Below are 19,372 nucleotides of genomic sequence, written 5' to 3' on the forward strand. Positions count from 1 at the left end.
GCCTCTACAACAGCGTGCCGCTCAAGATCAGCGCGGCGATGCTGAAATAGATCACCAGGCCAGTGACATCCACCAGCGTGGCGACGAAGGGCGCCGAGGCGCTGGCCGGGTCGAAGCCGAAGCGTTGCAACACGAACGGCAGCATCGAGCCGGACAGCGAACCGAAGGTGACGATGCCGATCAGCGCCGCGCCGATGGTCAGCGCCACCATCTGCCAGTGCGGGCCATAGTCGTACAGGCCGGCGGTCTGCCAGATGGTGATGCGCACGATCGCCAGCACGCCCAGGATCGCGCCCAGGGTCAGGCCGGTGGGCAGTTCGCGCAGCGCCACTTTCCACCAGTCGCGCAGGCGGATTTCGCGCAGCGCCAGCGAGCGGATCAGCAGCGAGGTGGCCTGCGAGCCGGAATTGCCGCCCGAGCTCATGATCAGCGGGATGAACAAGGTCAGCACCACCGCCTTGGACAGCTCGTCCTCGAAGTGCTGCATCGCGCTGGCGGTGAGCATTTCGCCCAGAAACAGCACGCTCAGCCAGCCGGCGCGTTTCTTGATCATCTGGCCGAAGCCAATCTGCATGTACGGCTTGTCCAGCGCTTCCATGCCGCCGAACTTGTGCACGTCTTCGGTGGATTCGGCGATGAGCGCATCGAGCACATCGTCCACGGTGACGATGCCGAGCACGTGGCCGCGCGCATCCACCACCGGGATCGCCAGCAGGTCGTGGCGACGGATCAGCCGTGCCACTTCTTCCTGGTCCAGTGCCGGGTCCACGGTGACCGGGGGATTGACCTGCGCCACGTCCAGGATCGGCGCCTCCGACGCGCCGGTGATCAGGCGGCGCATGGTCACCACCTGCTGCAGCACGCGGGTGTGCGGGTCGAGCAGATAAATCGCGTAGACGGTCTCGCGGCTGCGCTCCACTTCGCGGATGTGCTGCAGGGTGCGGCCCACCGTCCAGTCCGACGGCACGGCCACGAACTCGGTGGTCATCAGCGCGCCGGCGGTGTTGGGCGGGTAGCGCATCAGCGCCTGGATCGACAGCCGCGCCTCGGCACTGAGCAGCCACAGCAGCGGCTGGCGCTGCTCGGCATCCAGGCCATGGAAGATATCGGTGGCGCGGTCGTCGGCCATCTGGCCAAGCAGCGTGGCGGCCTGCTCGGCCGGCAGCGACGCCACCAGCATGCTGGCATCGCGCAACTCCGGCTGTTCGAGCAATTTCACCGCGCGCAGCAAAGGCAATGCGGCCAGCACCTGCGCCGCGTCGTCGCGGTCGAGGGTGTTGAGATATTCCACCGCATCGGCCGTGTTGAGTTCGGCCAGGGGTGCGGTCAGTGCATCGACGCCTTCGGCAAGGCGCAGGGTTTGGTCGTACATGGTGGTTCGCCTGGTGACGACCGTCGTCGATGACAGCCGGCGAAACCTGGGCCTCAGGCGCGCGCCAGCTGGGTCATCGACCCGGGTCTAGGGTGACTGTCGCTGGACATGGGGAAGGGCTCCAAAGGTGCGTACCGACCGGTGATCCGGGCGATGGCGCGGCGCAGTCTGCGCGCCTGAGTCGGCTTGGTCAATGCCCTGCGCGCAGGCCGCTTAAAGCGCGTTATGCACGTTGAGACGAGATGCGTTGGCGGGCAGCGGTGCGGAGCGGGTGCTGCGTGGCCGGCTTGACTGCCGCCAAGGCCAGCGGCACGGCGCCCGCTGCGTGCCGCTGGCGGCCAACCCTCCGGGAAGCGCCCTGTGGCGTGCCGGCGCAGGGGGGTTGCGCAGCGTTGCGGAAAGGCTGGGACGCTCGCGCGGCGATACGCCAATGCGTGCCGGGCAGGCGGGTTGCCAGGTGCCGATGCACCGCCGAGATGGCGCCGCGCAACCGCCTGTCGCCGCGCCGTGCTGACCGTCACAGTTCATTGCTACAGTCCGCTTCCCGCAGCGCCCGATGCGTTGCTCTTACGCGATGGCATCGGCCATCGCATCCACGCAGTGCGTTTTCCTTCCGGAGTTTGTGCATGCCCGTTTCAAGGTCGCTTCTGTTACGTCGCATCAGCCCGCTGTGCCTGTGCATCGCCGCCGGATGGGGCGCGGTGGGCATGGCGCAAACCGCACTGCCCGAGAGCACTCCGGTGCAGGCGCACGAGACCGCGCCGCACAGCGGGCACGAATGGGGCTATACCGGCCCGGAAGGTGCCGAGCATTGGGCCGAGCTGGCCAAGGAAAATGCGCTGTGCGGCAATGGCCAGCAGAACAGCCCCATCGATCTGAAAGGCGCCATCGACGCCAACCTGGGCACGCTGCTGTTGAGCTACAGCGCCGTGCCGCTGGTCGTGCGCAACACCGGCCATTCCATCCAGCTGGATCTGCACGACGGCGGCACCATGGCGACCGGCGGCAAGCAGTATCAAGCGTTGCAACTGCACTTCCATCACCCCAGCGAGCACCTGTTGAACGGCCGGCGTTTCCCGATGGAGGCGCATCTGGTGCACCAGGGCCCGGACGGCACGCTGGGCGTGCTGGCGATCTTCTTCGAAACCGGCAAGGCCAACCCGGCGTTCCAGCGGGTGCTCGACGCCATGCCCAAGGACAAGGACCAGACCCGGCAGGTCGCCAACGCAACGGTGAGTGCCGAGGCGTTTCTTCCGCCGAGCAATCAACGCAGCTTCTATCGCTACGAAGGCTCGCTGACCACGCCGCCGTGCAGCGAAACGGTGGACTGGGTGGTGCTCAGCCAGCCGGTGCAGGTGTCGGAGGCACAGATCAACGCGTTCGAACGCGTGTACCCGTTCAATGCGCGCCCGCTGCAGCCGCTGGATCGGCGTTTTCTGCTTAAAAGCCGCTGATTGCTCGCACGGAGTGTCGACCGTGTGCGGTGCCATGCACTGCATGCGCACTGACCGTGCAGGCGCAGGCGGTGCCGGACTGATCCGCGCGCGCATCCGCAGATAGGTGCCGGGCCGCATCGCGCAGCCGCGCGTCGTCGCCGTGCAGATGGCACACGCGTGCGCGCAGGCCAACGGAACTGCGCGTCATAATGCGTGCCTCAATGGAGAGTACGCATGCATAGCGGTGGTCTGGAACTGGCCTTGGTGCTGATGCTGGCCGCCATCGTGGCAGTGCCGGTGTTCAAGCGCTTCGGCCTGGGTGCGGTGTTGGCCTACCTGGTCGCCGGCGTGGTGCTCGGGCCCGATGGCGTGGGCGTGGTGCAGGATGCCGAACGCATCAGCGGCGCGGCCGAGATCGGCGTGGTGATGCTGCTGTTCGTGATCGGGCTGGAACTGTCGCCGGCGCGCCTGAAGGTGATGCGCCATTCGGTGTTCGGCGCTGGCGCCACCCAGGTGCTGGTGACGGCGGTGATCCTGGGCGGTTTGTTGATGGCAGCCCAGCTGGGCTGGAAGAGCGCGTTGATCGTCGGCGTGGCGCTGGCGCTCTCCTCCACCGCGGTGGGGCTGCAATTGCTGGCCGAACGCAAGGCGCTGAGCAGCGACTACGGGCGGCTGGCGTTTGCCATCTTGCTGTTCCAGGATCTGATTGCGATCCCGTTGCTGGCGGCCATCCCGCTGCTCGGCGGCAGCAAGAATGCAACGCTTCAATGGCAGGACGTGGCCAAGGCGATGGCGGCCCTGGCGCTGGTGGTCGTGTGCGGGCGCTTTGTGTTGCGTCACCTGTTCAACGTGGTGGCGCGTACGCGCATGCCGGAGGTGTTCACCGCCAGCGCCTTGCTGGTGGTGCTGGGCACCGCCTGGATCATGCAGGAGGCCGGATTGAGCGCCAGCCTGGGCGCCTTCATCGCCGGCGTGTTGCTGGCCGATTCGGAATTCCGCCACGAACTGGAATCGCAGATCGAACCGTTCGAAGGCTTGCTGCTGGGCCTGTTCTTCATCTCGGTGGGCATGGGGATCGATCTCCACCGCGTGGCGGCCGAGCCGTGGTTGATCGCAGCAGGCGTGGCGATGTTGCTGGTGGTGAAGTTCTCGCTGCTGGTGGGTATCGGCAGCGTGGCCAAGCTACCGCTGCGCAGCAGCCTGATGCTGGGCAGCGTGCTGTGGCTGGGCGGCGAATTCGCCTTCGTGGTGTTCAACGAAGCCGACCGCGTGGGCCTGCTGGAGCCGGCCAATCACGACCGGCTGGTGGCCATCGTGGGCGTGTCGATGGCACTGACCCCGCTGTTGCTGCTCGGCATGCAGCGCATCCTCAACGGGCCGCTGCGCGTGCGCGCGCCCAAGCCTGATCGCCCGTACGACACCATCGATGCACAGACCCCCAAGGTGCTGGTCGCCGGCATGGGCCGCTTCGGCCAGGTGGTCGCGCGCCTGCTCACCGCACGGCATGTGCCGTTCGTCGCGCTGGAACACAACCCGGACACGGTGGAAGACCTGCGTCGGTTCGGCAGCCAGCTGTATTACGGCGACCCCACCCGCCCCGAGCTGCTGCGCGCTGCCGGTGCCGAGCGCATCAAGGTGTTCGTGATCGCGGTGGACGACCCGGACACCAACATCAAGACGGTGCGGCTGATCCGTCGCCTGTACCCGCAAGCCACCGTGCTAGCGCGTGCACGCAACCGCCAACATGCCTGGAAATTGATGGACCTGGGCGCAGAACCGTTCCGCGAGGTCTTCGCCTCCAGCCTGGAACTGAGCGAACGCGTCCTCACCTCGCTCGGCCTGGGCGAAGCCCTCGCACACGATCACGTCAACGCTTCCGCCAGCACGACGAAGACCTGCTACGCCGCCAGCACCTGGTCTACGACGACGAAGCCAAGGTCATCCAGACCTCGCGCGATGCACGTGCCGACCTGATGAACCTGTTCGAAGCCGACGTCAAGGCGGATGTGGATGGGGAACCTGCACCCACCACGCAGGACCGCTGAGCTCTTCCGAAGGAACGCGCCCGCGCGCGAACAGGCGTTAACGGAAAGCCCGCCGCGCGCGGGCATGCTCCTACATTTGCAGCGAGTGCATGCCGCTCGCATCCTCAGCGGCGTGGCGTACGCGCTGCGGTTCTGCTCACCGATTTCTTCGCTGCACCGTTGCCCGCCGCAGTCTTGCTAACCGTCTTGGCGGCGGTTTTTGCGACCTTGCTGGTGGCGCGTTTGCGCACCGCTTTCTTGGCCGCGCTGCCAGACAACGTCGCCGCATCCTGCGAGGACTTCGCTGTAGCGGCGGACGCGCGTCTGGCAGACGCCCTGGTGACTTTCTTGGCCGGTGCCTTGCCGACCTTGCTTGCCGTCTTCCTGGTGGCGTTCTTCACCGGCGTCGCAGCACCAGCACGCGCTTCTGGGGGGCGGCGCGGCGGCGGTTTGCGGCCGGGCGTGAGGGCGCGCCAGGCGTGGCCGCCGTTCATGGCCAGCAGTGCGTCGGCGGCCGAGGGGCCGGCGCTGCCGGCGGCATAGTTGGGGAAGTCGCTGGCCGGTTGTTTCCAGGCGTCCAGGATCGGCTGCACGATGCGCCAGGCGCCTTCCACCATGGCCGCGTCCTGGAACAGGCCGGCTTCGCCGTTCATGCAGTCCTGCAGCAGGCGTTCGTAGCCCACGGTGTATTCCTTGGGAAACCAGTCGCGATAGCGGAAATCCATGCGTACCGGCGCCAGTGCGACCTGCGCGCCGGGGCGCTTGACGTCGAACTGCAGCGAGATGCCCTCGTCGGGCTGGATATGCAGCACCAGCCAGTCGGGGCCATAGCCGCCCACTTCGGTGCTGCGGAACGGGGCCAGCGGTGCGGGCTTGAAACGGATCGCGATCTCGGTGGTGCGTTCGCGCAGGCGCTTGCCGGTGCGCAGGTAGAACGGCACGCCGGCCCAGCGCCAGGTGTCGACCTGCAGCTTCATCGCCACATAGGTTTCGGTGTCCGAATCCTCGGGCACGGTGTCTTCTTCGCGATAGCCCGGCACCGCATTGCGATTGACCGCGCCGGAGGCATATTGCCCGCGCACCACATCTTCGGGCCTGATCGGGCGCACCGCCTCGATCACTTCGGCGCGACGGCGATGCATCGCCTCGGTAGTGAACGCCGCCGGCGGTTCCATCGCAATCATCGCCAGCAACTGGAACAGATGGTTCGGCACCATGTCGCGCAGGCAGCCGGTAGGGTCGTAGAACCGCCCGCGCCCTTCCACGCCGATGGTTTCGGCCGCGGTGATCTGCACATGGTCGATGCGGTCGCGATTCCACACCGGCTCGAACAAGCCGTTGGCGAAACGGAACGCGAGAATGTTCTGCACGGTTTCCTTGCCCAGGAAATGATCGATGCGGAACACCTGATCTTCGTGCAGCACCTTGGCAACCGTGGCATTGAGATGCTGGGCGCTGGGCAGATCGTGGCCGAAGGGTTTTTCCACGATCACCCGGCGCCAGCCTTCGCCTTCGCGTTGCCTGACCAGGCCAGCCTCGCCCAGGTTAAGCAATACCGGCTCGAAGAAGCGCGCGGCGGTGGCCAGATAGAACAGCACGTTGCCCTGCGTGCCATAGCGCTTGTGCAGCTTGTCCAGCACGCCGCCCAGCGATCGGTAGGCTCCCTGATCGGTGAAGTCGCCGCGCAGGTAATGCATGCGCTCGCGCAACCAGTCCCAGGTGGCGGTATCGAATTCGTCGGTCTGGAATTCGGCATCGCGACTGCTGAGCAGCTGCGTCATCGACTGCCCCATGTTGGTCCGCCACGCGCGTTCGCTGATGTCGCCATGGTCCATGCCGACAATGGCGAACTCATCGCCCAGCGCACCGGAACGGCGTAGGTTGTACAGCGCCGGCATGACCAGGCGCTTGGTCAGATCGCCGCGTGCGCCGAACACCACGATGATGCACGGCGGTGTGGTTGCTTGCTCACTCATGGATGCGTTTCCTTTTCGCCCATGCGTCCATGCAGGCGCAATGCCGCATTGACCAGGGCCACGTGGGAATACCCTTGCGGGAAGTTGCCGAGCATGCGTTTGCTGCGCGGGTCGTATTCTTCGGCGAGCAGACCGACGTCGTTGCAGAGCCCGAGCAGACGTTCGAGCAGCGCACGCGCCTGGTCGGTGCGGCCGAGCAATGCATAGTTTTCCACCAGCCAGAAACTGCAGGCCAGGAAGGTGCCCTCGCCGGCCGGCAAACCGTCGGCGCTGTCGTCGGCGCGATAGCGCTCGACCAACCCGTCGATGGTCAGATCGCGTGCGATCGCATCGGCAGTTGCGGCGATGCGCGGATCGTCCGGCGGCAGAAAACCCACGATGGGGATCAGCAGCAGCGAAGCGTCCAGCCGGTCCGAGCCATAGCTCTGCACGAAGTGACCGTCCGGATGCACGCCTTTTTCCAGGACTTCGGCTCGAATCTCTTCGGCAATGCGGCCCCAGTGCGCGCGTTTTTCTGCGTCTGCATTGGTGATGCCATCGCGCGCGCCGCAGTCGAAGGCCAGCCAGGCCATCACCTTGGAATGCACGAAGTGGCGGCGCTCGTCGCGGATTTCCCAGATGCCCTCATCGGGTTCGCGCCACAGGGTTTCCAGCGTTTCCAGAATCTTTTCCAGCAGCGACGCAGACGATCCGTCGTCGTCGGACGGCAGGCCCACGCCCTTTTCGCGGGCGTAATGGAACGCGCCGATCAACTCGCCATACACATCGAGCTGGAACTGATCCACCGCGCCGTTGCCGATGCGCACCGGGCCGGAATGTTCATAGCCGGGCAGCCAGTGCGCTTCCCATTCCTGCAAGCGGCGCTCACCGGCAATGCCGTACAGCGCCTGCAATTGATCCGGCGAACCGGCAATGGTGCGTTGGACCCAATCGCGGAAGGCTGCCGCTTCGTCGCGGTACCCGGCCTGCAACAACGCGATCAGCGTGAACACCGAATCGCGCAGCCAGCAATAGCGGTAGTCCCAGTTGCGGGTACCGCCCAGGTGCTCGGGCAACGAGGCAGTGGGCGCGGCGACAATGCCGCCGGTGGGCAGATAACTCAGCCCCTTCAACACCACCAGCGAGCGGCGCACCTGCTCGGTCCACGGCCCGACATCGGTACAGCGGCGCGCCCAGCCGTGCCAGAACGCGGTGGTGCGTTGCAGCGCCTGTTCGGCGTCGATCAAGGGCGGCGTGGCTTGATGCGAGGCGCCGTGGCTGAGCAGAAACCAGGTGCTTTCGCCCTCACGCAGGGTGAAGTCGGTTTCGGTGCCCATGTCCTGGCCGCGCAGCGTTTGCGGCGAACGCAATGCAAGTTGGTCGGGGCCGGCGATGGCGCGGATGCCATCGACGATGCGCGTCACCCATGGCACCGTGCGGCCGTAGTTGAAGCGGAAGGTCAGGCGCATGTGCATCGGCACGCTGCCCTGCACGCAGCGCACGATACGCACCAGATGCTGATGGACTTCGCCGTTTTCGCTGGCGACCATGAAATCGATCAGTTCCACCGCGCCGCTGTCGGTGATCATGCGCGTGCACAGCACCAGGCTATCGTCCTGGTAGGCGCGCTCGCTGCGGAAGTCGGCAGCCGGCGACAACGCCCATTGCCCGTGTTGTTCCTCGCCCAGCAAGGCAGCGAACACCGCATCGGAATCGAAGCGTGGCAGGCACAGCCAGTCGATGGTGCCGCGATGGTCGACCAGGGCCGCGCTGTGGCAGTTGCCCAGCATTGCGTGGTCCTCGATACGCACGCTCATTGGTTGGGCGCTTCCTTCCGGCGAAAGAACGCGCAGTCTTGCATGGGTCGTGTCGGGATCAGGTTACGACTGCGCCGGTAAACCCAGCAGCGGTGGCACCGTGTGTTCCAGGCGGCGTACCAGTGCCGGGTGCATAGACGCATCCTCGTCGGGACGCTGCAGGCAGATCACCCGGCGATGGCGTAGGTGCGCGGCGACGCTCCATGACCAGCACCACCTGCGTCCTGCAGGAACTCCGGGTTGACCTGCACTTGCGCATCGGCCGCCAGCCGGCCGATTGCGCCTGCACGCCGGGCCAGTCGGCGAAGACGCGCTCGGCGGTGGGGCTGCGCAGGCGGGTGCGGCTGCACACGAACGGCACCCGCAGCGGTTACCCGACGCGCTGGTTCAGCGGCCTTCGCGCAGGAAGCGCGCCATCGAAGAGACGCCTGGCAGCGCGGGTTCGAACTGGCCGGCCACGTCGATGAAGCCGCGCATGACGGCGATCTCGCGCGGGGTACGGTTGAGCGCATCGCGGCGGTCGGCATCGGCACCGGCCCGCAGCAGGCGCTGCACCAGTAGCGGCAGGCCGTGCAGTGCAGCCAGATGCAGCGGGCCGAAGCCGCGCTGGTCGGCCACATCCAGCGAGACATCTTCGTCGAGCAGGCGTTCGACGCCGGCCAGCACCACCTGCTCGTCGCAGGAGGTACCCGGTTCGGCACGCGCGCCCAGCAACAGCAGCAACGGGCTGACCCGGCCACCGGCCAGGTAGTCCGGGTCGGCACCGGCCAGCAGCAAGGTGTCCAGCAGGGCCAACAGGCGGTTCTTGTCGCGCGCGGTGAAGCCGTACAACGCCGCGCAATGCAGCGGCGCCAACCCCTGATTGTCGGTGGCGTGCACGTCGGCCGCAGCGGTGAGCAGGCGCGCCACGATGTCCGGCAGGCCCAACGCGCAGGCCAGCATCAGCACGGTCACCCCGCCCGGCAGGCGGTGTTCGATCTGCGCACCGGCCTGCAGCAAGGCGGCCACGATCTCGGTCTGGCGCATGCTCACGGCCGCCGACAACGGCGTGGCGCCGCTGTTGGCCGCGCGCTGCGGATCGGCGCCGCGGCCGAGCAGATGCGTCACCACGCCAAGATGGCCACCACCGGCAGCACGCAGCAGTGCGGTGCAGCCTTGCGCGTCGACGGCGTCGACGGCGAGGCCGAGATCGATCAGGCGACGCACCGCATCGGTATCGCCGGTCATCGCGGCGGCCGGCACATCCGCTTCGCGCAGCGTGCGGCGCGGCAGCGACCAGATGCGCCAGTCCAGCCAGTCGGCCAGATCGCGGCGGCCGATCGACAGCGCCACGCCCAGCGGGGTCTGCCCGTCGGCAGCGCGCGCTTCCGGCGAGGCGCCCTGCTTGACCAGCAGTTTCAGCGAGGCATCGCGGCCCAGCGCGGTGGCCAGATGCAGCGCGGTCATGCCGTGGCTGTCGCGCGCTTCGCGGTCCACCCCATGTTCCAGCAACCACTGCTGCAGGCGCAGCCAGCCCAGCCGCACCGCCAGCGACAACGGCGGATCGCCGGCAGCCGACGGAGCGAAGGGGTCGGCGCCACGTTCGAGCAGTTCCAGCGCGAACTGTTCCAGCCCGCGCGATGCCGCATCGTGCTGCACGCAGGCACTCAGCAGCCGGGTCAGGCCACCGGCGCCTGCCGGCGAGACGCCATGCCGCAGCAACGCCTGCAGCGCCGGTACCGCCTCCACGCCGCGCGAAAGCAGCGCAAACATCGGGACATCGCCGCAGGCGTCGCGCACTTCGGCATCGGCGCCATGGCGCAGCAGCCAGTCGACCGCCTCGGCGTTCAAGGCCAGATGCGCATCGTGCAGCAGGCCGCCCAGTTCTTCCGGGGCGCATAGCCGCGCCAGCGCGACCAGACCGTCGCGCTGCCCGAGCTGCAGGCCTTCGCGCAGCAGCACCAGCGGCGGGCGATCGGGCAGCACGGCAACGCCAGGCGCCTCGCCCTGCGCGTCGCTGACCGCGGCCGGCAACGGGTAAGCGGGATCGAGCAGCTGCACGATCGCCCAACGTCCGGCCTCGGCGGCCACATCCACCGCGCGGCGACCGTGCGCATCCACGCTGTCGGCAGGTACCTGCAGGTCCAGCAGGCGGCGGATCAGCGCCGGCGACACATTGTCGGCGGCGCAGGCCAGCATCAACGCGTTGCGGCCGTCGCCATCGATGGCCAGCACATCGGCCTTGCGCGCGACCAGGCGTTCGAGCACGGCGCTGCGTGCCTGGCGCGCGGCATCCAGCCACGGCGTGCGGCCCAGCAGATCACGCGCTTCCAGGTTTGCTCCGGCCGACAACAGCGCCTCGACGATGTCGCCGTGGCCGGCCAGCGCGGCTTCGTGCAGCGCACTGCGACGCTGGCGATCGCGCGCATCCACACGCGCCTTGTGCTTGAGCAGCAACTGCACGCCGGCCGGGTCGTCTTCTTCGGTACCGGCTGCCGCCAGCAGCACCGGGGCGCCGCCCTCCGGTTCGGACTGCGCGCCGCGCTCCAGCAGGAATTTGGCCAGCCGCCAGTTGCCGACCTGGCAGGCCATCGCCAACGGCGAATGGCCTTCGTTGTTGAGCGCGTCGAGCTCGGCGGCGGCATCGCGCAACAGCGCGGCCACGCCCGGGTCGGAACTGCGCACGGCGTGATGCAAGGGGGTGTTGCCGTCGTTGTCGCTGGCGCGCGGGTCGGCGCCATTGGCCAGCAAGGTCATCACCGCATCCGGGCGGCCGTGCCAGCTGTCGCGGGTGGCGGCCAGCAAGGGGGTCATGCCGCGATGCGGTTGATTGACGTCGACGCGGCGCACGATCAACTCACGCAGCAGGCGCAGATCCGGCAGTACGGCCGCCAGCGCCGGCAGGCTGCGTTGATCGCGCCATTCCGGCAGCGGCAACGCCTGCGGGTCGGCACCGGCCTCGAGCAATTGCAGCGCGCGGTCCACCCGGCCACTGCGCGCGGCCTCGAAAAGTTCGGGCACCAGCTGATGCCGGGCCACCGGTTCCAGCGGGCGCGGTTCGGCGGCGGCTTCGGAGAAGAAATCGGCGGCCTGGCGCGTATGCGGCGCATCGCTGCGCATGGGTGCGGCGGTGCGTTGCAGCAGCAGATGGGCCACCGGCAGCAGCACACCGGCAGCCACCGCCAAGCCCCAGCGCAGGCCGCCGGACAACCAGCCCGGCCAGGCCAGCACCACGGCCAGGGTGCACACTGCCAGCACCAGTGCAGCCGTCAGCAGGCCGCGCCAGGCATGCAGTTCCTGCGCGGCCAATGCCTGCCAACGTGGCGCCAGCGCACCACCGTCGCGTTCCACCTCGCCCCACAACGGCCAGGTCCGCCACAGCCCCAGTAAGGCAGCGCTGACTGCGACGCTCAGCGCCAGCGCGGCCGCCAGGCTGCCGCTGTCGCGCAGGGCGGTCAGCGGCCAGCTGATCAGCGCAGCCAGTGCCAGCAGGCCCACGCCCCAGATGGCCAGCAACGGCGGCAGCGCCTGCGCGACCGCGCGCGGCTGGCCCGGCACTGCGCGCGTCCCACGTGCCCACGACACCGCCAGCGCGAACGCCGGCTGCGCCAGCCACAAGCTCAGCGCGGCAACCACGCCGCCAATGCCACCGAGCAGGCAGAGCACCACGCCAGCCGCACCGGCCAGCGTTGCGGCGCGCATCCGTGCGCCACGCACAGGCTCAGTCATGGTCGCACTCGCCTGCGAGCACGATGGTCTTGGGCAATTGCAGATAGAAGCCGTGCTTGCCCAGCGCCTCGCGCACCGTGGCCGCGTCGGCCTGCGCCAGCCGGCGCTCCGGCGTCAACGCCACATCCAGCACGAACGTCAACGGCGCCAGCTGCGCCTGCACGGCGGCAGGAAGACCGGAGAAATCGTCACGTGTGGCGAGATAGACGAAGGTGTCCTGCTTGCGTTGGCTTTTATAGACGTAGGCGTGCATGCGCGCGTGGTCGCGCTCGGAAGAGAGATGTGTCGCGCCGATTGTGTCGCAATTGCGGCGACGGCGAAAGCGCGGCCTGTGCGAAAAATCCCAGCCGCGTCAGCGACATGACGGTGACGTTCAGTTGCGCCGTCCACGGGACCCACGCGCGCCATCGATATACTGACCGCACTTTTTGCCAGCCAGACCATCGTGAGCCAAGCGCAGCATTCGTCCCAGATGGCCCCGGTTGCCGTCACCGCGTTCACTTCCACCACCGCACTCGGTGCCGGGCTTGCCGCCCAGGCCGCCGCGTTGACCGCCCGACGCAGCGGCCTGCGTCGCAACGATTTCGGGCCGCAACCGCTGCTGCCCTGCTGGGTCGGGCGCGTCGATGGCGTTGAAGAGGTTGTGCTGCCCGATTCTCTGCACGCGTGGGATTGCCGCAACAACCGCCTGGCCTGGCTGGCCCTGCAGCAGGACGGGATGGCGCAGGCCGTGCAGGCCGCCGCGCAGCGCTACGGCGCCGAGCGGGTAGCGGTGATCATCGGCACCTCCACCTCCAGCATCGGCGCCAGCGAAGAAGCGTATACGCGGCTGGTCGACGACGCCGACGGCGCGCGCTTCCCCGAGGATCTGAATCGCCCGATCGTGCACACCCCGCATTCGCTGGGCGACTTCGTGCAGCACGCCACCGGCCTGCGTGGCCCGTGCGTGACCGTGGCCACGGCCTGTTCGTCCAGCGCCAAGGTGTTCGCCCAGGCGGCGCGGCTGATGGAGGCCGGTGTGATCGACGCGGCGCTGGTCGGCGGCGTGGACACCTTGTGCGGCAGCGTGCTGTTCGGCTTCAACTCGTTGCAGGTGGTGGCGCCGGAAATGTGCCAGCCGTTCGACGCGCGCCGGGTCGGCCTGAGCCTGGGCGAGGCCGGCGGATTTGCGCTGCTCGAACGCCCGGCCGCCGCACCGGATGCCGCGCTGCGGCTGTACGGCTACGGCGAATCCAGCGACGCGCACCATATGTCGGCGCCGCATCCGCAAGGGCTGGGCGCGCAGCTGGCGATGCGCGGTGCGCTCGACCGCGCCGGTCTGGAGCCGGCCGCAGTGGGCTATCTGAATCTGCACGGCACCGCCACGCCGGCCAACGACAGCGTGGAAGCCGCCGCCGTGGCAGCGATCTTCCCCGGCACCTTGCACGCCAGTTCGACCAAGGCCTGGACCGGCCACACCCTGGGCGCGGCCGGCATCGTCGAATCGGTGATCGCACTGCTCGCGCTGCGCGACGAGGTGCTGCCCGGCACGCTCAACAGCGACATCCCCGACCCGGCCTGTGGCCCGCAAATCCGCTTCGACAACGCCCATGCCCGCATCGATTACGCCATGAACAACTCCTTCGGCTTTGGCGGCAACAACTGTTCGCTGCTGTTCGGGCGGGCCCGCTGATGCTGACCGCGACCATCGAAGGGATCGGCTTCTGGACCCAGGGTCTGCCCAACTGGGACGCTGCCAGCGCCTTCGCGCGCGGCGGCGCCCTGCAGGAAACCCCCGCCCGCCCGGCGCCGCAGCTGCTGGCCGCCAACGAACGCCGGCGTGCGCCGGATACGGTGGCCGTGTCGCTGGAAGCCGCGCTGGCCGCCTGTAACGCCGCAGGCCGCGACCCGGCCAGCCTGCCGTCGATCTTTACCTCGACCTACGGCGACCTGGCCATCTCCGACTACATGTGCACCACGCTGGCCAGCGATCCGTTGGCGATTTCGCCAACCAAGTTCCACAACTCGGTGCACAACGCCGCCGCCGGCTACTGGACCATCGGCGCCGGTGCGATGACCCCGGCCACGGCGATGAGCGCCAGCCTGGGCAGCTTTGCGCAGGGCCTGCTGGAAGCGCTGGTGCAACGCGCTGCCGGCGCCCAGGCCGTGCTGCTGGCCAGCTACGACGCCCGCTCGGTCGGGCCGCTCGGGCGTGTCGCCCCCAGCCAGGGGCTGCTGGGTAGCGCGCTGGTGCTGGGCGCCCCCGGCCAGGCCGGCAAGCCGCAGCTGCACGCACATCTGGACGACGGCGCGCCCTCGCCCGGCGATGGCGCGCTGGCGCGCCACATCGCCGGCAATGCAATGGCGCCGATGCTGCCGCTGCTGGACCTGTTGGCCGGCAATGGCGGCAGCGTGGCGCTGTATGCCACGCCGGGCCGGGTGCTGCGCGTGGAGGTCCGGCAATGAGCCGGCAACCGCTGAGCCGCGAGGACACCGCCATCCTGGTGCCGGCCTTGAACGAGGCGCTGCGCATCCGCGAAGTGGTCACCGACGCGCTGACCTATTGCGCGCACGTCATCGTGATCGACGACGGCTCCGACGACGGCACCGCCGAGTGCATCGCCGGCATGCCGGTCACGCTGATCCGTCACCCGCAGCGCATGGGCAAGGGCGCGGCACTGCGCAGTGGCTTTGCCGAAGCACAGCGGCTTGGCATGCGCGCGGTGATGACCATGGACGGCGATGGCCAGCACAAGGCGGCCGATTTCCCGCGCCTGCTGGCCGCCGCCAACCGCCACCCAGGCTGCGTGATCATCGGTGCGCGCATGCGCAAGCGCGCCGCCCAGCCCACCATCCGCCGCATCGGCAATGATTTCGGCGACTGGGGCATTGCCTGGGGGTGCGGCTTCGGCCTGATCGACAGCCAAAGCGGCCAACGCTTGTATCCGGCCTCGGTGTTCACCCTGCCCAACGTGCCCGGCGAGGGCTTCGTGTTCGAAGCGCAGCTGCTGATTTCGGCCGCGCGCCAGGCTGGCGCGCGCGTGGTCGCCGTGCCGATCGAGACCCGCTACGCCGGTACCTCGCCCGGCACCTTCCGCAAGAGCCATTTCCGGCTGGTGCGCGACCTGTGGAATATCACCTCGCACGTGGTCAAACAGGTGTGGGCATACGGCCATGTGTGGCGCGAATATCGCCGCGTGCGCGCCAACCCGGTGATCGTTGACGATCCCGATGGCGAATTTGCTACTGTCCCCGCGGTCACCAAGAGCAATCACTCCTCATGAATGCACAGCGCGCCGATGTCGTGATCACCGGGGGCGGCCTGGCTGGCCTGAGCCTGGCCCTGCAACTGAAGCAGCGCGATCCGCAGCTTGCCATCACCGTGCTGGAACGGCGCGCGCATCCGGTCCGCGAGGCCGCGTTCAAGGTCGGCGAATCCACGGTGGAAATCGGCGCACATTATTTCGCTGACGTACTGGGCCTGCGCGAGCATCTGGAGACCGAGCAGATCCGCAAGTTCGGTTTCCGGTTCTTCTTCTCCGACCAACGCCACGACATCGACCGCTGCACCGAACTGGGCGTGAGCAAGATCCTGCCCACGCCGTCGTGGCAGATCGACCGCGGCCGCTTCGAAAATTTTCTGGGCGAACGCGCGCGTGCACAGGGCATTGCCTTCATCGACAGCTGCAGCGTCAAGGGCGTGGACCTGTCCGAAGACGACAGCGACCACGCCGTGCGCTTCGAACGCGACGGCACGCCAGGCACGCTGGGTGCGCGCTGGGTGGTGGATGCCAGCGGACGTGCCGGCCTGCTCAAGCGCAAGCTCGGCCTGGCGCAGGACAACGCGCACAACGCCAATGCAGTGTGGTGGCGCGTGGAAGGCCTGATCGACCCCAACGGCTGGTCGCAGGACAGCAACTGGCTACAACGCTGCACGCCGCCGGACCGCTGGCGTTCGACCAATCACATGTGCGGGCCGGGCTACTGGTTCTGGCTGATCCCACTGTCGTCGGGTGCGCATTCGCTGGGCATCGTCTGCGATGCAGACCTGCATCCGCTGGAGAGCATGAACACCCACGAGAAGGCGATGACCTGGCTGCGCACGCATCAGCCGCAGGTGGCCGCCACGCTCGACCAGGCCGATTACCGGCTGCAGGACTTTCTGTTCCTGCGCAACTTCTCGTATGGCTGCAAGCAGGTGTTCTCGTCGCAGCGCTGGGCACTGACCGGCGAAGCGGGCGTATTCCTGGACCCGTTCTATTCGCCGGGCAGCGACTTCATCGCCATCTCCAACACCTACATCTGCGAATTGATCGGCCGCGACCGCGCTGGCAAGTCGCTCAGCCCGTACGTGGAGCTGTACCAGCAGCTGTATTTCTCGTTCTACGAAAACACGCTGACGCTGTATCAGGATCAGTACGCGCTGTTCGGCGACGAGCAGGTCATGCCGGTCAAGGTGATCTGGGATTACACCTATTACTGGTCGTTGCTGGCACCGCTGTTCTGCAGCGGGCGCATCGCCCATCTCAGCCTGCTCTCGCGCATGAAGAACGACTTCCTGCACGCGCGCGACATGAACCTGGCAATGCAGCAGGTGCTGCATGCATGGGGCGTGCGCAATACCGCCCAGGGCATCGCCGCCGGCAGCGGACGGCTGCTGGACCAATACCTGATCGGCTGGTTCAACGAACTCAATGGCGCCTTGAACGACACACTCGACGATGATGCGTTTGTCGCACGCATCCACGGCAATGTCGCGCAGATGGCGGTCCTGGCGCGCGAGATCCTGCAACAGGCACGTCAACGCTACCCCGACCTGCCCGACTACGGCCTGGATGCGCTCACGGCCGATGCCAGCGGCGAGGCGATTCTTACGGCGCCGTGGTATGCCGACGCGGCGTGAGGCTGTGGAACGCGCCAACCCTGGCGCTTTTCCCTAGAAACGCATGTTCTCGAGCGGCACGTGCTTCACGCAGGCGCGCTCTGATCATGAAGAGAAGAAGAGTCCGGCGGCCAAGCCGGCATGCCTTGCTCGCAGTCCTGCATACCGACACTTTCGACTGGTCCTCGCCGGCCCACGCAGCGCGACCTGACGCGGCATCGACACCACGGGAGAGCTACAGGGACATAGTGGCAGCCTGTCCCGCCATGATGGGCAAGCAAGAACCAGCAGCAAACGCACGGCGTCGAGCGCGCGGTGCCCTCACCGCTCGCGGGACACGCCGTAAACCCGTCCATGGGGGCTCGTTGGCGGCATCCATGCCGCCAACGGTCCCGCAATCGGCAAGGACACCGCACCAACAATTGGCTGGTGGTTTTGTTGAAGAGCGAGGACACCGCGTCGCGCGGTTCGATGCTCGCTTGTTGAAACCTGCGCGCACCAACCATCCCAACTGGTCCTTGCCCGCTCGCCGTCGCGGGACCTTTGGCGGCATGGATGCCGCCAAAGAGCTTACAAGGACGTACTTGCAGCGTGTCCCGCGATGGTGAGCGGGCAAGGACCCTGCAGCAACTCAAAGCTTCGACTACATGGTGCTCTCAACTGCCAGCCTAGCCGTGTACTGATAGCGACCCCAAAGCAGGCCGCGCCCGACTGGCACTACGCACTCGTTTTGTTGGTCGTCCTCAGCCCATCCCACCATTGACGCCAATCACTTGGCCATTGATGTAACCGGCCGGTTCCGAGCACAGAAAGGCGACCAGCGCGGCCACTTCATCGGGTTTGCCGACGCGGCCGGCCGGCACCAGTTGCTTGATCACCTCCGGCGCAAAACTGTCGCCGACCATGTCGCTTTCGATCACGCCCGGCGCGACCACATTCACTGCGATACCGCGGCTGGCCATTTCGCGCGAGAGCGACTTGCTGGCGCCGTGCAACGCCGCCTTGGCGGCGGCGTAGTTGGTCTGCCCGCGGTTGCCCAGCACGGCCGCCACCGACGACACGCTGACGATGCGGCCCCAACGCGTGCGCGCCATCGGCAGCAGCAACGGCTGGGTGACATTGAAAAAACCGTGCAGCGACACGTCGATGACGCGGTGCCACTGCTCGGCATTCATGCCTGCCATCGGCGCGTCGTCATGGATGCCCGCGTTGTTGACCACGATCTGGATCGGGCCAGCGTCCAGCAAGCTCTCCAGCGCCGCCGAACTTGCCTGCGTGTCGGCCACATCGAAGGCCACTGCCTGTGCGCTGCCGCCATCGGCCACGATCGCGGCAACCACCTCGTCCGCACGCACCAGGTGGCGGTTGGCGTGCACGATGACATGCCGGCCCTGCGCAGCCAGGTGGCGGCAGATCGCACCGCCAAGATCGCCGCTGCCGCCGGTAACAAGTGCGCGTCTTGCAGCTGAGTTCATAAGCCACGAACCATATGAGCAGAGAAGGAGCGTTATCGTAGATCAAGCTGCCCGTTGAAGGACGGACTCTTGGTACTTCTCGCGTATTTGCCTGACCATGCCGCAAATCCGATCGCTGCCGCTTGAGCGCTTTCGAATCCGGCTGGTAGCTTTCGAACACGGGCGGCGATGAACGAAACGAGATGAATGCAGTGAACTTGGCGGGCCTTGGCAAGCAAGGCGAGGACGCGATGAATGCATGGCTGCAGCTGCATGGCTTCAGCTATGTGGCCATTTGCCAAGCGCCGGACACCTTCGCGCCGTTGTTCGGCACAGCGGTCAAACGGCCGGATTTCCTGCTGCTGCTGGAGTCGATCGGCTTGATCGCCATCGATGTCAAGAACCGCAACAGGTACAAGAAAACCTGTTACAGCCTGCCCTATGAGGATGAACTCAGACGCGCGGTGGCGTTTGAGCGGCTGTTCCGCATTCCGGTCTGGTACGCCTATTTCAATCGCGAAGACGCTGGCCAGTCCTTCCATTGGATCAGCGCCTTGAAGGCACTCGAAGTCGGCGAGATCAAGACGCCGCACGATGGCAGTGCGGAATTCCTGTCGATCGGTCTGGAGCATTTCGAGCATCTGCACAGCGGCAGTGACATCGCGCGGCTGTATGCGCACCGCCTGCCCGGCGTCGGCAATCTGAGCGCGCTCATCGCGGCGAAGACACCCGTCAATCCCTGAGC

Annotated in this window: 12 protein-coding genes and 2 pseudogenes; 7 read left to right on the forward strand and 7 right to left on the reverse strand. The window is 67.3% G+C overall.

Going from position 1 to position 19,372, the window contains the following annotated elements; translation table 11 throughout:
* Positions 1-4 precede the first annotated feature (4 nt).
* Complete coding sequence (gene mgtE, locus ACCQ07_RS19820) at positions 5-1,372, reverse strand: magnesium transporter (protein ID WP_008575115.1); 1,368 nt, start codon at positions 1,370-1,372, stop codon at positions 5-7.
* A gap of 626 nt (positions 1,373-1,998) precedes the next feature.
* Between mgtE and ACCQ07_RS19825 the strand changes: the two genes are divergently transcribed.
* Together ACCQ07_RS19825 and ACCQ07_RS19830 are read left to right on the forward strand one after the other, a co-directional pair.
* Positions 1,999-2,826 (forward strand): carbonic anhydrase, encoded by an 828-nt coding sequence (locus tag ACCQ07_RS19825; RefSeq protein ID WP_014091373.1) that lies wholly within the window; start codon positions 1,999-2,001, stop codon positions 2,824-2,826.
* Between the two features lie 216 nt (positions 2,827-3,042).
* Positions 3,043-4,853 (forward strand): annotated as a pseudogene (locus tag ACCQ07_RS19830) (monovalent cation:proton antiporter-2 (CPA2) family protein).
* 104 nt (positions 4,854-4,957) lie between these two features.
* Here ACCQ07_RS19830 and zwf read toward each other — a convergent pair.
* From zwf to ACCQ07_RS19855, 5 genes and pseudogenes are all read right to left on the reverse strand, one after another.
* Positions 4,958-6,808: a glucose-6-phosphate dehydrogenase gene (gene zwf, locus ACCQ07_RS19835; protein ID WP_181388219.1), complete on the reverse strand. Its 1,851-nt coding sequence runs from the start codon at positions 6,806-6,808 to the stop codon at positions 4,958-4,960.
* Complete coding sequence (locus ACCQ07_RS19840) at positions 6,805-8,604, reverse strand: glycoside hydrolase family 15 protein (RefSeq protein WP_127167708.1); 1,800 nt, start codon at positions 8,602-8,604, stop codon at positions 6,805-6,807. The genes zwf and ACCQ07_RS19840 overlap by 4 nt, the downstream gene beginning before the upstream one ends.
* A 63-nt stretch (positions 8,605-8,667) precedes the next feature.
* Positions 8,668-8,965 (reverse strand): annotated as a pseudogene (locus ACCQ07_RS19845) (phosphotyrosine protein phosphatase).
* Positions 8,966-8,991: 26 nt separating this feature from the next.
* Positions 8,992-12,312 (reverse strand): ankyrin repeat domain-containing protein, encoded by a 3,321-nt coding sequence (locus ACCQ07_RS19850; RefSeq protein ID WP_372363587.1) that lies wholly within the window; start codon positions 12,310-12,312, stop codon positions 8,992-8,994.
* A complete protein-coding gene (locus ACCQ07_RS19855; protein WP_005914803.1) occupies positions 12,305-12,565 on the reverse strand; it encodes a YcgL domain-containing protein in 261 nt (86 codons plus the stop codon). Before ACCQ07_RS19855 ends, ACCQ07_RS19850 begins: the two co-directional genes overlap by 8 nt.
* Positions 12,566-12,784: 219 nt before the next feature.
* On the opposite strand from ACCQ07_RS19855, the gene ACCQ07_RS19860 reads away from it, so the two are divergent.
* The 4 genes from ACCQ07_RS19860 to ACCQ07_RS19875 are packed head-to-tail and all read left to right on the forward strand — an operon-like array spanning position 12,785 to position 17,194.
* Positions 12,785-13,984: a beta-ketoacyl-[acyl-carrier-protein] synthase family protein gene (locus ACCQ07_RS19860; RefSeq protein WP_057681279.1), complete on the forward strand. Its 1,200-nt coding sequence runs from the start codon at positions 12,785-12,787 to the stop codon at positions 13,982-13,984.
* Positions 13,984-14,757, forward strand: coding sequence for a beta-ketoacyl synthase chain length factor (locus tag ACCQ07_RS19865; protein WP_014091382.1), 774 nt, complete (start codon positions 13,984-13,986; stop codon positions 14,755-14,757). Before ACCQ07_RS19860 ends, ACCQ07_RS19865 begins: the two co-directional genes overlap by 1 nt.
* Positions 14,754-15,575, forward strand: a complete 822-nt coding sequence (locus ACCQ07_RS19870; protein WP_031424756.1) for a glycosyltransferase family 2 protein — start codon at positions 14,754-14,756, stop codon at positions 15,573-15,575. The genes ACCQ07_RS19865 and ACCQ07_RS19870 overlap by 4 nt, the downstream gene beginning before the upstream one ends.
* Positions 15,572-17,194, forward strand: coding sequence for an NAD(P)/FAD-dependent oxidoreductase (locus ACCQ07_RS19875; RefSeq protein WP_372363588.1), 1,623 nt, complete (start codon positions 15,572-15,574; stop codon positions 17,192-17,194). Before ACCQ07_RS19870 ends, ACCQ07_RS19875 begins: the two co-directional genes overlap by 4 nt.
* A 722-nt stretch (positions 17,195-17,916) precedes the next feature.
* Here the strand turns inward: ACCQ07_RS19875 and fabG are convergent.
* Positions 17,917-18,648: a 3-oxoacyl-ACP reductase FabG gene (gene fabG / locus ACCQ07_RS19880; RefSeq protein WP_372363589.1), complete on the reverse strand. Its 732-nt coding sequence runs from the start codon at positions 18,646-18,648 to the stop codon at positions 17,917-17,919.
* A gap of 182 nt (positions 18,649-18,830) precedes the next feature.
* Here fabG and ACCQ07_RS19885 point away from each other — a divergent pair, with 182 nt between their 5' ends.
* The gene (locus ACCQ07_RS19885) at positions 18,831-19,370 is read left to right on the forward strand and encodes a hypothetical protein (protein WP_008571166.1); all 540 of its coding nucleotides are present in this window, start codon (positions 18,831-18,833) and stop codon (positions 19,368-19,370) included.
* The last annotated feature ends 2 nt before the right edge of the window (positions 19,371-19,372 follow it).

This window comes from Xanthomonas sp. NCPPB 3583, from assembly GCF_041475715.2.
Lineage (GTDB): Bacteria > Pseudomonadota > Gammaproteobacteria > Xanthomonadales > Xanthomonadaceae > Xanthomonas > Xanthomonas euvesicatoria.

Bases quoted from the DNA above. Each gene is read 5' to 3' on its own strand.
- mgtE (WP_008575115.1), bottom strand. From the start codon at position 1,372: ATGTACGACCAAACCCTGCGCCTTGCCGAAGGCGTCGATGCACTGACC.
- ACCQ07_RS19825 (WP_014091373.1), top strand. From the start codon at position 1,999: ATGCCCGTTTCAAGGTCGCTTCTGTTACGTCGCATCAGCCCGCTGTGC.
- zwf (WP_181388219.1), bottom strand. From the start codon at position 6,808: ATGAGTGAGCAAGCAACCACACCGCCGTGCATCATCGTGGTGTTCGGC.
- ACCQ07_RS19840 (WP_127167708.1), bottom strand. From the start codon at position 8,604: ATGAGCGTGCGTATCGAGGACCACGCAATGCTGGGCAACTGCCACAGC.
- ACCQ07_RS19850 (WP_372363587.1), bottom strand. From the start codon at position 12,312: ATGACTGAGCCTGTGCGTGGCGCACGGATGCGCGCCGCAACGCTGGCC.
- ACCQ07_RS19855 (WP_005914803.1), bottom strand. From the start codon at position 12,565: ATGCACGCCTACGTCTATAAAAGCCAACGCAAGCAGGACACCTTCGTC.
- ACCQ07_RS19860 (WP_057681279.1), top strand. From the start codon at position 12,785: ATGGCCCCGGTTGCCGTCACCGCGTTCACTTCCACCACCGCACTCGGT.
- ACCQ07_RS19865 (WP_014091382.1), top strand. From the start codon at position 13,984: ATGCTGACCGCGACCATCGAAGGGATCGGCTTCTGGACCCAGGGTCTG.
- ACCQ07_RS19870 (WP_031424756.1), top strand. From the start codon at position 14,754: ATGAGCCGGCAACCGCTGAGCCGCGAGGACACCGCCATCCTGGTGCCG.
- ACCQ07_RS19875 (WP_372363588.1), top strand. From the start codon at position 15,572: ATGAATGCACAGCGCGCCGATGTCGTGATCACCGGGGGCGGCCTGGCT.
- fabG (WP_372363589.1), bottom strand. From the start codon at position 18,648: ATGAACTCAGCTGCAAGACGCGCACTTGTTACCGGCGGCAGCGGCGAT.
- ACCQ07_RS19885 (WP_008571166.1), top strand. From the start codon at position 18,831: ATGAATGCAGTGAACTTGGCGGGCCTTGGCAAGCAAGGCGAGGACGCG.